At 65.5% G+C, this 12,490-nt stretch carries 6 protein-coding genes and 1 riboswitch; of the genes, 4 read left to right on the top strand and 2 right to left on the bottom strand.

Annotation, left to right across the window (positions count from 1 at the left end):
* The first annotated feature begins 147 nt into the window (after positions 1 to 147).
* The 4 genes from CAK78_RS02525 to CAK78_RS02540 all read left to right on the top strand — a co-directional run bounded on the left by CAK78_RS02525 (position 148) and on the right by CAK78_RS02540 (position 10,995).
* Positions 148 to 3,648: a hybrid sensor histidine kinase/response regulator gene (locus tag CAK78_RS02525; protein ID WP_094696263.1), complete on the top strand. Its 3,501-nt coding sequence runs from the start codon at positions 148 to 150 to the stop codon at positions 3,646 to 3,648.
* 173 nt (positions 3,649 to 3,821) lie between these two features.
* Positions 3,822 to 3,909, top strand: a riboswitch (cyclic di-GMP riboswitch).
* Positions 3,910 to 4,019: 110 nt separating this feature from the next.
* On the top strand, positions 4,020 to 6,629 hold the full coding sequence (locus CAK78_RS02530) for a glycosyl hydrolase family 18 protein (RefSeq protein ID WP_094696264.1): 2,610 nt from the start codon (positions 4,020 to 4,022) through the stop codon (positions 6,627 to 6,629).
* Between the two features lie 67 nt (positions 6,630 to 6,696).
* Entirely contained in the window at positions 6,697 to 8,997 is a 2,301-nt protein-coding gene (locus tag CAK78_RS02535; protein WP_094696265.1) for a M66 family metalloprotease, read from the top strand.
* Between the two features lie 75 nt (positions 8,998 to 9,072).
* On the top strand, positions 9,073 to 10,995 hold the full coding sequence (locus CAK78_RS02540) for a glycoside hydrolase family 19 protein (RefSeq protein ID WP_303396015.1): 1,923 nt from the start codon (positions 9,073 to 9,075) through the stop codon (positions 10,993 to 10,995).
* A 59-nt stretch (positions 10,996 to 11,054) separates the two neighbouring features.
* Here CAK78_RS02540 and CAK78_RS02545 read toward each other — a convergent pair whose 3' ends face one another.
* Positions 11,055 to 11,855, bottom strand: coding sequence for a putative RNA methyltransferase (locus CAK78_RS02545; RefSeq protein WP_005304051.1), 801 nt, complete (start codon positions 11,853 to 11,855; stop codon positions 11,055 to 11,057).
* Between the two features lie 125 nt (positions 11,856 to 11,980).
* The coding region (gene crp, locus CAK78_RS02550; RefSeq protein WP_094696267.1) for a cAMP-activated global transcriptional regulator CRP at positions 11,981 to 12,490 on the bottom strand (510 nt) is incomplete at its 5' end.

A 12,490-nucleotide genomic window follows, 5' to 3' on the forward strand; every position in this document is an offset into this window, starting at 1 on the left:
ATGTTTATCGTTTTTCGATATTTATTCAACCGTTTTTTATTGAAAAACGATAAATTCTTGCTGCAATAAGAAGATGACATTTTTCGGGCGGCTCTCTAGACTGGCTGCTGCTGCGCTTGAATCTTCAACACGGACAAGAGGTTACAGATGCACCAGGGATGGTTGCTGATCGGATTGTCGCTCTCCTATCTGGGGCTGCTGTTTCTGATCGCCTACGTGGCGGACAAGAACAAACGTCGCCGTTTAAAGGGGCAGCCCCTGCTCTACAGCTTGTCGCTGGCGGTCTACTGCACCTCCTGGACCTTCTTTGGCACGGTGGGGCAGGCCAGCGAGTCGCCCTGGTCGCCGGTGCCCATCTACCTGGGGCCCATGCTGGTGTTCCTGTTCGGCTGGCGACTGCTGGCCCGCCTCATCCTGGTGGCCAAGCGCGAACACATCACCTCCATCGCCGACTTCATCGCCGCCCGTTACGGCAAGTCCCAGCGCCTGGCCATGGTGATCGCGCTGATCGCCATCATTGGCATACTTCCGTACCTGGTGCTGCAGCTCAAAGCCATCGTCACCGGGCTGGATCTGCTGATGGCCAACCCTGTGCCCGCCGGTCCCACCGGCAATACCGCCGGGCTGGCCCTCGGGGTGGCCCTGCTGCTGGCTCTGTTCAGCATATTGTTCGGCACCCGCCACCTAGATGCCACCGAGCACCACCGCGGTATGGTGGTGGCCATTGCCTTCGAATCCGTGGTCAAGCTGCTCGCCTTCATGGCGGTGGGGAGCTTCGCGCTCTGGCTCATCCTCAGCAAGCCGAGCCAGGCCCGCACCCTGGTGGCCAGCGATTTTCTCGATGCAGTGGTGGCGGTGACGCCGGGCAGCCTGCTGGAACTCGCCATCTACACCCTGGTGGCCATGTGCGCCGTCATCTGCCTGCCGCGCCAGTTTCACGTGACCGTGGTGGAGAACAACCAGGGCCAGGATCTGCACTGGGCGCGCTGGTTGTTCCCGCTCTACCTGTTCATGATGGGGCTCTTCATCTGGCCGCTGGCGCTGGCGGGCAAGCAGTGGGTGGGGGCCGGCATGGCCTCGGATACCTATGTGATCAGCCTGCCCATGTCGCTCGGGTTCGACGGCATGGCGCTGCTGGCGTTTCTAGGAGGCACCTCGGCGGCCACCGGCATGGTGATCGTCTGCACCATAGCGCTGGCCATCATGGTCAGCAACGATCTGGTGCTGCCGGTGCTGCTGCGCCGCTTCTGGCAGCAGGGGCGGGACGAGCGGCTGGTGCGCCTGCTGCTGCAGGTGCGCCGCGGCGCCATCCTGCTGATCCTGCTGGCGGCCTGTGGGCTCTACCTCTGGCTCGGGGATCTCACCAGCCTGTCGCGCATCGGTTATCTGTCGTTTGGCGCGGTGGCCCAGTTCGCGCCGGCCCTGCTGCTCGGCCTCTACTGGCGGCACGGCAACCGCAAGGGGGTCTATCTCGGCCTCGCCCTCGGGGTCAGCCTCTGGTTCGCCACCCTGCTGGCGGAGAGCGGCCTGCTGGCCGGCTCGCCGCTGGCGACCCTGCTGGCGCCGCCCGACTGGCCCGCGGTACGCGACCTGAGCCTGGGGGCCTGGTGCATCTTCCTCAGCCTCTTGCTCAACCTGGTCGGCTATGTGGCGGGCTCCCTGCTCTCCCGCCCGGCGGTGAGCGAGCGGCTGCAGGCGGCCAACTTCGTCGGCAAGCCGAGCCGCGACACCACGGCGCTCTATCAGGCACGGGTCTCGGTCAAGGAGCTGGAGATGCTGGCGGCCCGCTTCGTCGGTTCGAGCCGGGTCAAGCGCGCTTTCGGCCGCTTCGCCGGCGAGCGGGGCGGTACCCTGGCGCCCCAGATGCAGGCTTCCGCCGAGCTCATCGCCCACACCGAGCGGCTGCTGGCCGGGGTGTTCGGCACCTCGTCCGCGCGGCTGGTGCTGGCCTCGGCCCTGCAGGGGCGCAACATGCAATTGGAAGAGATCGCCACCATAGTGGACGAGGCCTCTGACGTGTTTCGCTTCAACCGCGGCCTGCTGCAGGGTGCCATCGAACACATGGGGCAGGGGATCTCGGTGGTGGATCGGGAGCTCAAGCTGGTGGCCTGGAACCGGCGCTACATCGAGCTGTTCCACTATCCCCCCGGCCTCATCCAGGTGGGTCGCCCCATCGAGGAGATCATCCGCTACAACGCCCAGCAGGGGCTGTGCGGCCCCGGCGATGTGGAGGCCCAGGTGGCGCGCCGGGTCGCCTTCATGCAGCGGGGCAGCCAGCACATCTCGGCCCGCGAGCGCCTCGATGGCCGGGTGATCGAGATGCAGGGCAACCCCATGCCGGCGGGCGGCTTCGTGATGACCTTTACCGACATCACCCCGTTTCGCGACGCCGAGCGGGTGCTGCGCGAGGCCAACGAACACCTGGAGGCGCGGGTGGCCGAGCGCACCCACGAGCTCTCCGAGCTCAACCGTCAGCTGCTGCTGGTGAACCAGCAGGTGGAGCGGGCCAACCACTCCAAGAGCCGCTTCCTGGCGGCGGTGAGCCACGACCTGACCCAGCCGCTCAACGCCGCCAAGCTGTTCACCTCCTCCCTGCTGGAGATGCTGCCGCCGGCGGACGAGCCGGCCCGCATCGCCCGCCACATCGACGATGCGCTGGGGGCGACCGAGGATCTCATCACCGATCTGCTCGACATCTCGCGTCTCGAGGCGGGCAAGTTCAAGGCCAAGAAGCTGGATTTCGCCCTGCGCGACGTGTTCGACAACCTCAAGGCGGAGTTCGGGGTGCTGGCCCAGGCGGGAGAGATCCAGTTCTCGGTGGTGGAGAGCAGCCTCGCGGTCTACAGCGACGTGCGCCTGCTGCGGCGGGTGCTGCAAAACTTCCTCACCAACGCCTTTCGCTACAACCCGGGCGGCCGGGTGCTGCTCGGCTGCCGCCGGCTCGGCGACAAGGTGCGCATCGAGGTGTGGGACAACGGCCCCGGCATTCCGGCCGACAAGCAGGAGGCGATCTTCGACGAGTTCTCCCGCCTCGATCACTCCCGCACCGCGCGGGAGCAGGGACTGGGGCTCGGCCTTGCCATAGCCCGCGGTATCGCCCTGGTGCTCGGCCACAACCTGACCCTGCGCAGCTGGCCGGGGGCGGGCTCGGTGTTTGCCGTCACCCTCAACCTGGCGACCCGTCCTGTCGCAACGACGCAGGTGGCGGCCCCCGCCCAGCGCGACAGCCAGCTGGAGGGGATCCGGGTGCTCTGCATCGACAACGAGAGCGACATCCTGATCGCCATGCAGTCACTGCTGGGGCGTTGGGGCTGCGAGGTGGTGTGCGCCCAGAGCCAGGCCCAGGCGGAGGATCTCATCGCCGGCGGCTTCCTGCCGCAACTGGTGCTCTCCGATTACCATCTGGACGACGGCAAGACCGGATTGCAGGCGCTGCACATGCTGCGCCTCGCTCACGGCAACCACATCGGCGGCATCATCATCAGCGCGGATCGCAAGAGCGAGCTGCAGGCGCAGATCCGCGAACACGGCTACGGCTACATCAGCAAACCGGTCAAACCGCTCAAGCTGCGGGCGCTGATGAACAGCATCTTGCGGCCGGCCAAACTTGATGGTGATCACGAATCCGGGAATTCGCCCGATTTTTAATCACTGGCCCCCAAGTGGCAAGATCGGCACTTTCCGACCCGGAAATGTGCCTTTTCTTCTCGTTTGAGGCTCAAAATCGGTAAAAAGTGACTTATTAATAATCAATCTGGGGTTTGCCCTCTCTCCTTTGACTCCTTATAGTCAGGTCGCGATTATTTTTATCGCAAATCAAGTTGTGCAAAAGGCAAACCGGATGAAAGTCCGGGACGCAAAGCTTCCGGTCTAAGGGTCAGCGGTACCTAGGATAGCGGGGCCACCACAGGTTGTTTCGTCCATGGGCCAAGCCATGGTGCGATGTTGTCTGCGTTACCTGTCAGGTTGCGTTGCCTTTTTCGTTATCTATTCCAAGAACGAAATAAGGATATTCAACTATGTTAAGTCCAAAACCCTCCGTACTGGCACTGATCGTCGGGGGGCTCTGCGCCTCCTCCGCCTTCGCTGCCGCCCCCGGCAAACCCACCATCGGCTGGGGCGAAACCAAGTTCGCCATCGTCGAAGTGGACCAGGCCGCCACCTCCTACAACAAGCTGGTGACGGTTCACAAGGATGGTGCCCCGGTCAGCGTGAGCTGGAACCTCTGGTCCGGTGATGTCGGCCAGACCGCCAAAGTGCTGCTCGACGGCAAGGAGGTGTGGTCCGGCGCCGCCTCCGCCTCCGGCACCGCCAACTTCAAGGTCACCCAGGGGGGCCGCTACCAGATGCAGGTGGCCCTGTGCAACGCCGACGGCTGCACCCTCTCCGACAAGAAAGAGATCCTGGTGGCCGACACCGACGGCAGCCACCTGTTGCCGCTCAAGGCGCCGCTCCAGGAGAACAACAAGCCCTACGTCAACAAGACCGGCAAGGTGATGGGGGCCTACTACGTGGAGTGGGGAGTCTATGGTCGCAAGTTCACCGTGGACAAGATCCCGGCCCAGAACCTGACTCACATCCTCTACGGCTTCACCCCGATCTGCGGTGGCAACGGCATCAACGACAGCCTCAAAGAGATCTCCGGCAGCTTCGAGGCGCTGCAGCGCTCCTGTGCCGGGCGCGAGGACTTCAAGGTCTCCATCCACGATCCCTGGGCCGCCATCCAGATGGGGCAGGGCAATCTCACCGCCTATGACGAACCCTACAAGGGCAACTTCGGCAACCTGATGGCGCTCAAGAAGGCCTATCCGGACCTGAAGATCCTCCCCTCCATCGGTGGCTGGACCCTCTCCGATCCCTTCTTCTTCTTCGGTGACAAGGCCATGCGCGACACCTTCGTCGGGTCGGTGAAGGAGTTCCTGCAGACCTGGAAATTCTTCGACGGGGTGGACATCGACTGGGAATTCCCGGGTGGCCTCGGGGCCAACCCCAACCTCGGCAGCCCCTCCGATGGCGAGACCTACGTGCTGCTGATGAAGGAGCTGCGCGCCATGCTCGACGAGCTGAGCGCAGAGACGGGCCGCACCTATGAGCTCACCTCCGCCATCAGTGCCGGCGGCGACAAGATTGCCAAGGTGGACTATCGCGCCGCCCAGCAATACATGAATCACATCTTCCTGATGAGCTACGACTTCAACGGCGCCTGGACCAACACCGGGCTGGGTCACCAGACTGCGCTCTACGAGTCGAGCTGGGATCCCAACACCAAGTACACCACCGACAAGGGGGTCAAGGCGCTGCTGGGTCAGGGTGTCGAGCCCGGCAAGGTGGTGGTGGGTGCCGCCATGTATGGCCGCGGCTGGACCGGCGTCAGCGGGTATCAGGGCAACAACCCCTTCACCGGCACCGCCACCGGCCCGATTGCGGGCACCGAGGCGGAAGGGATCTGGGAGAAGGGGGTCATCGACTACCGCGGCATCGCCAAGGGCAAGATGGCCGGCGACTGGCAGTACAGCTATGACGAAGTGGCCGAGGCACCGTCCGTGTTCAAGGCTGCCACCGGCGAGCTCATCACCTTCGATGACGAGCGCTCGGTCAAGGCCAAGGGGCAGTACGTGCTGGCCAACCAGCTCGGCGGCATGTTCGCCTGGGAAATCGACGCCGACAACGGCGACATTCTCAACGCCATGCACGAGGGGCTGGGCCACGGCGATAGCACACCGCCGGTCAACAAGCCGCCGGTGGCCAATGCCGGCACCGATCTCGCGGTGACCGGGCCGGCCGAGCTGGTGCTGGACGGTTCCTCCTCCCGCGATCCGGAAGGGGCTGTGCTGAGCTACAGCTGGGCCCAGATCTCCGGTCCCAAGGCGACCCTGAGCGATGCCAGCCAGGCCAAGGCCAAGGTAGCCGTCGATGCGGTGAGCCAGGACGTCAATCTGGTGTTCGAGCTGACCGTGACCGATGACCACAACCTCAGCGCCAAGGATCAGGTGGTGGTGACCAACAAGGCGCCACAGCCCAACCTGCCACCGGTCGTCACGGTGCAGGACAAGGTCTCGGTGCAGGCCGGCAAGCAGGTGAGCATCACCGCCAACGCCAGCGATCCCAACGGCGATACCCTGAGCTATCAGTGGAGCGTGCCGGCCGGGCTCACCGCCAGCGGTCAGAACAGCAAGACCCTGGTGGTGACCGGCCCCAGCGTCACCGTGGAGACCGGCTATGACCTCACGGTCACCGTGACCGACGGCGCACTGGATGCCCAGGCCGCTACCCGCCTCACCGTGACCCCGGTCAGCGGTGGCGGCGACTGCAACGCCACCGATCCGGATGCCGCCAACTGGCCGGCCTGGAAGGCTGCGACCACCTACAACGGTGGCGAGAAGGTGAGCCACAACCAGCTGGTATGGCAGGCCAAGTACTGGACCCAGGGCAATGAGCCGAGCCGCAGCGCCGATCAGTGGAAGCTGATAAGCCAGGTGCAGCTGGGTTGGGATGCCAATGTCGCCTACAACGCCGGTGACGTGACCAGCCACAACGGTCGCCAGTGGAAGGCCCAGTACTGGACCCGCGGCAACGAGCCAGGCAAGCACGACGTCTGGCAGGACATCGGCGCCGCCAGCTGCAAGTAATTCACCATCCACAGGGGCATGCAGGACATGCCCCTCTTTTTCCCCCATAACAACAAAAGAGCACACCATGACCACATGCACCACACGTCTTGCCTGCCTGATCGGCGCAGCCCTGGCAAGCGGCCCGCTGCTGGCCGCCGTTCAGCCACCCACGCCACTGGTCTTTGATACCACCCGGCCGCAAAACGATCTGCAGGGATCGCTGCTGGCCGGCGTCCAGTTTGCCCAGAGCCAGATCCTGCCCGCCCACCCGCGGGAGGGTGACAACCAGCCCCGCCTCACCGCCCTGCGCAAGAGCCTGCTGCTGGTGCGCCCGCTGCAGGCCGGCAACGAGGCGCCGCTGGCGCTCGAGGCCCGCGACGGCGCCGGCAAGCTGCTCGGCAGCCTCACGCTGGAGCCGCCCTCCCGCCTGCCCAAGACCGCCTACTACCTGGAAGGGACGCCGGAGGAGGGGGTCGACTTCACCCCGGGCCCCGGCACCAGCACCCTTATCAACAGCAGCAGCGAGCTGGCCAGGCTGAGCGATCCGAGCGGCGCCTTCCTGCTCGGCAAGCTGCAGCCCCATGCCCTGGTCACCATCCAGACCGCCGACGGCCGCTGGGTGCGCGACATCTTCTTGCCTCGCGACGCAAGCCTGGAGGGCAAGATGGTGCGCCTCGCCTCCAATGCCGGCTACAACTCCACCGTCTACTTCAGCGGCCGTCAGGTGACCCTCTCCCGCGGCCAGAGCCAGCAGTTCAAGTTCGTGCGCGGCCAGTGGATCATGCCCGGCCTGACCCTGCGCCTGAGCCAGGGGGAGCTGAGCGGCGAGCTGACCGACCTCAAGGTGGGAGCGCCGGGGGAGCTGCTCATTCACACCATCGACATCGGCATGCTGACCAGCCCGCGCGACCAGTTCGCCTTTGCCAAAGATAAAGAAGCCCAGCGGGAGTACTTCCAGACCATTCCCGCCAGCCGCCTCGTCGTCAGCCAATACGCGCCGCTGGCGCTGCCGGAAGTGATGCTGCCGGATGGCACCCTGCTCACCGACTTTGATCCGAGCGAGGGGGGCTGGCACAGCGGCACCATGCGCCAGCGCATCGGCAAGGAGCTGGTCTCCCTTGGTATCGACAATGCCAACTACGGCATCAACAGCACCGCCGGGGAGGGAGAGAGCAGCCATCCCTATGTGGTGGCCCAGCTGGCGGCCCACAACAGCCGCGGCAAATACGCCAACGGGGTGCAGGTGCATGGCGGCTCCGGCGGGGGCGGTATCGTCACCCTGGACGCCTCCCTTGGCAACGAGTTCAGCCACGAGGTGGGCCACAACTACGGCCTTGGCCACTACGTGGGCGGCTTTGCCGGCTCGGTGCACCGCAGCGCCGACCAGATCAACGCCACCTGGGGCTGGGATGGTGACAAGAACCGCTTCATCCCCAACTTCTTTGCGAGCCGCAGCGGCCAGAGCGCCTGCCTCGACGGCCAGTGCCAGGCCCCGTTTGATGGCCGCCAGTTCGGCTTCGACGCCATGGCCGGCGGCGAGCCGCTCTCCGGCTTCAACCGTTTCACCCTCTACACCCCCAACTCGGCGGCCATCATCCAGCGTTTCCTCGAGAGCAAGGCGGTGTTCGACGCCAGCTCGCCCACCGGCTTCAGCAAGTGGAACGAAAGCCAGGCGAAGATGGAGCCCTACCGCCACCGGGTCACTCTCGCCGAGCAGATCACCGCGCCGGTGAGCGACCTGGGTGAGGTCAGGCTGGCCGCCCTGCTGGCCGAGTACGATCTGGTCAAGGTGGCCATGTGGGATGGCAACTGGACCCGCAACATCCAGCTGCCGGCAGCCTCGGCGGTCAATCGCGGCCGCATCGTCAGCATCGACCACGACGCCGGCTACAACAGCACCCTCTTCATCAACGGCCAGCAGATCACCGTCTCGCGCGGCTTCAAGAAGAGCTACACCTCCGACGGCAGCCGCTGGAACGAGGGGGCGCCGGCGGATCTGGCGGTAGATCGCAAGCCTGCCGCCTTCGGCGTGCCGGTGACCACCCTGGTCGGCTACTACGACCCGCAGGGTCAGCTGCCGAGCTACCTCTACCCGGCGCTGCACGGCGCCTACGGCTTTGCCTATGGCGATGACGGCGAGCGGCTCGGCAACAGTGACTGCCAGCTGCAGGTGGAGACCCGCGACGGCCTGCTGCGCTTCAAGCTGGCCAACCACAGGCTGAGCGCGAGCGTGATGAACAAGTTCCACGTCAACGTGCCGACCGCGAGCGAGCCGCGCAGCGCCAGCGTGCTGTGCCGTGGCCAGTCACAGGCCGAGGCCCAGCTTGCCCCGGCCCCGGCCGGGCTCGGTTACACGGTCAACGGCATGCCGCTGGCAATGCGCTGATCCCTTTTCGCCTCGCGCAACGCGAGGTGCCACGGGCGGGGGCCAAGCCCCGCCCTTCTCTAGCAAGAGGTAAATATGATGACAAGAAAGTCCTCTGTGGCCACCCTGCTGGCCGCGCTCTGTCTGAGTGGCCAGTTGTGGGCCGCCACCCCTTATGACATCAATCAGGGCTATGCCGGCGGCAGCCAGGTCAGCTTCAACGGCCAGATCTACGAGGCCAAGTGGTACGCCAATCCGGGCCAGAGCCCGGGGCTGCAGGTGGCCAACGAGTGGGACTCGCCGTGGGCGCTGATGGGTGAGGGTGAGGTGACGCCCCCCGCCGGCGGAGAGGGGGTAACGCCGCCTGATCAGGGCGGCAGCGGTACCGCCGACGGCAGCCCCGTCTATCTGAGCCAGAGCGAGCTGGATGCCAGGGAGCAGGCGCTCACCGACTTCCCGGCCATGACGGCGGTCAAGGCCTCCATCGCCACCCGCGACAATGCCGTGGTCGAGGCGGTGGCCCCGGGTCTGCCGCTCAACCCCGCCAACGTGAAACGGGTGGAGGGGCTGCTCAGCGAATCGCAGTTCAACTTCCTGTTCCCGCTGCGGGCGCCGGAGTACACCTATCGCGGCTTCCTGCAGGCGGTGGCCAAGTTCCCGGCCTTCTGTGGCGACTACAGCGACGGGCGCAACGCCGAGGCCATCTGCCGCAAGTCGCTGGCCACCATGTTCGCCCACTTCGCCCAGGAGACCGGCGGCCACGAGAACTGGCGACCCGAGCCCGAGTGGCGCCAGGGCCTGGTGTGGGTGCGCGAGATGGGCTGGACCGAGCAGATGCGCGGCGGCTACAACGCCGAGTGCAACCCCGAGGTGTGGCAGGGTCAGCAGTGGCCGTGCGGCAAGTTCGACAACGGCGAGTTCAAGAGCTACTTCGGTCGCGGTGCCAAGCAGCTGTCGTACAACTACAACTACGGCCCCTTCTCCGAGGCCATGTTCGGCACAGTGCGCACCCTGCTGGACAACCCGGAAAAGGTGGCGGACACCTGGCTCAACCTGGCCAGCGCCGTCTTCTTCTTCGTCTATCCGCAGCCGCCCAAGCCCTCCATGCTGCACGTGGTCGACGGCACCTGGCAGCCCAATGCCCACGACCGGCAGAACGGCCTGGTGCCGGGCTTCGGGGTGACCACCCAGATCATCAACGGCGGGGTGGAGTGCGGCGGTGCGGCCGAGCATGCCCAGTCCCAGAACCGCATCACCTACTACCAGGCCCAGGCCCAGTATCTGGGGGTGCCGGTGCCTGCCGACGAGGTGCTCGGTTGCAAGAACATGAAGGTGTTCGACGAGGCCGGATCCGGCGCCCTGCCCATCTACTGGGAGAACGACTGGAGCTATGTGCCGGGCAACCCCAACGGCGGCAAGAGCTACGCCTGCAAGCTGGTGGGCTACCAGACCCGTTTCAGCGCCTTCAAGGAGCGTGACTACAGCCGCTGCGTGCAGCACTTCTTCCCCGAGGTGGTGATCGAGGACAACGGCGGTGGCACCAACCTGCCGCCGGTGGCCAGCATCAGCGGCCCGAGCGAGGCGCTGGGCGGCGCTACCGTGCTGCTCTCCGGCCAGGGCTCGAGCGATCCGGAAGGCAAGCCACTCAGCTACGCCTGGACCCTGCCGGCCGGGGCCAGCGCCTCGGATCTGACCCAGTCCACCCTGAGTGCCACCCTGCCGCCGACCCCTGCCAGCGACACCCGCTACGGCTTCGTGCTCAAGGTGACCGACGACAAGGGGCTGAGCCGCAGCGCCACCCACGAGATCCTGATCAAGGGCAGCGGCGGTACCACGCCGCCGGATGGCAATCCGCCTTACCAGGAGGGTACTGCCTACAAGGCCGGTGACAAGGTGAGCAATCTGGGGGGCAACTACCAGTGCAAGCCCCATCCCTACACCGGCTGGTGTGCCGGTGCGGCCTGGGCCTATGAGCCCGGCAAGGGCACGGCCTGGAGCGATGCCTGGATCAAGCTGTAATGGCATCTCCGCGCAATAAAAAAGGCCCGTCAGGGCCTTTTTTCATGGGGTGGGCATGCTCACAGCGGCTTTTGCCACAGGCTCAACAGCAGATCCTGCTCCAGTGCGTCCGGTCCCTGGTGGGTGAAGGCGTGGCGCTGCTCGCCGCTGGCACGCCAGCCGAGGCGGCTGGTCTCCAGAATGTGCTCGCGCAGGCCCTGATCCATCTGCATGCTGAACTGGCAGCGCAGCTGACCCATGGGGTCGAGGCCGGCCAGGCTCGGCCAGCTCAGCGGGTGCTCCATGCTGACCGGGTTGAGGCTGACCCTCAGCTGCCACTGATGGCGCGGCCCCGGCTGCAGGTAGAGCAGGTAGCCGCCCGGTGCCAGCCAGTTGACCAGCAGCTCGGTCTTGACCTTGAGATCGTTGACCAGCAGCAGCTGGGCCGTGCCCGGCATGATGGGGGCGCGAGCCGGATCGGCGATGACGAACTGGCCCTCCGGCTGCGCCTTGTTGGCGGCGAAGATGGTGTTCTTGGCGATGTCGACGCCGGCAAACTGCCAGCCTGGCAGCCGTTCGGCCAGGGCGCGGCAGTAGTAACCCTCGCCGCAGCCCAGGTGGATCAGCTCGCGCGGTTCGAGGGGGGCGAGCAGGCTGGCCATCGCCTCGACCAGCGGCAGCTGGTGGCCCTGCTCCAGGAAGTGACGCTTGGCGCGCATCAGGGCGCGGCTGTCACTGTCCTTGGGATTCTTCTTGCCGGGGATGAGATCCAGATAGCCTTCCGGGGCGGGATCGAAGTGGTGCTTGTTGGCGCAGTAGCGCCCCTTGGAGGCGTCATGCAGCTGAAGGGGGCTGCGGCAAATGGGGCATTGAAGGTGCATAGGATCTCTCTTGGCGAAAGCCGTGCTGGCAGGGGCGTTCGGGATTATAGGGGAGGCGATCAGAAAAGGCTGCCGTGGCAGCCTTCTTTATCCGGCGGCCCAGTGCGGGGCCGCCAGTCGCGGGATCAGCGGGTGCCGAACACCACTATGGTCTTGCCGTGGGCGGAGATCAGCTCCTGCTCTTCGAGCATCTTGAGGATCCGGCCGACGGTCTCGCGGGAGCAGCCGACGATCTGGCCTATCTCCTGACGGGTGATCTTGATCTGCATGCCGTCCGGGTGGGTCATGGCATCCGGCTGTTTGGCCAGGTTCAGCAGGGTCTGGGCGATCCGGCCGGTCACGTCCAGGAAGGCGAGGTTGCCGACCTTCTGGCTGGTGTGCTGCAGCCGCTTGGCCATCTGGCCGGAGAGGCGCATTAGGATTTCCGGGTTGACCTGGATCAGCTGGCGGAACTTCTTGTAGGAGATCTCGGCCACTTCGCAGGAGCCTTTGGCACGCACCCAGGCGGAACGCTCGGGATTCTCGTTCTCCTCGAACATGCCCATCTCGCCCAGGAAGTCGCCCTGGTTCAGATAGGAGAGGATCATCTCCTTGCCTTCATCGTCCTTGATCAAGACGGCCACAGTGCCCTTGAC

It is taken from the genome of Aeromonas sp. A35_P, from assembly GCF_002259925.1.
GTDB classification, from domain to species: Bacteria; Pseudomonadota; Gammaproteobacteria; order Enterobacterales; family Aeromonadaceae; genus Aeromonas; species Aeromonas dhakensis.

Coding starts and splice junctions, on each gene's coding strand:
- CAK78_RS02525 (WP_094696263.1), top strand. CDS start 148: ATGCACCAGGGATGGTTGCTGATCGGATTGTCGCTCTCCTATCTGGGG.
- CAK78_RS02540 (WP_303396015.1), top strand. CDS start 9,073: ATGATGACAAGAAAGTCCTCTGTGGCCACCCTGCTGGCCGCGCTCTGT.
- CAK78_RS02535 (WP_094696265.1), top strand. CDS start 6,697: ATGACCACATGCACCACACGTCTTGCCTGCCTGATCGGCGCAGCCCTG.
- CAK78_RS02530 (WP_094696264.1), top strand. CDS start 4,020: ATGTTAAGTCCAAAACCCTCCGTACTGGCACTGATCGTCGGGGGGCTC.
- CAK78_RS02545 (WP_005304051.1), bottom strand. CDS start 11,855: ATGCACCTTCAATGCCCCATTTGCCGCAGCCCCCTTCAGCTGCATGAC.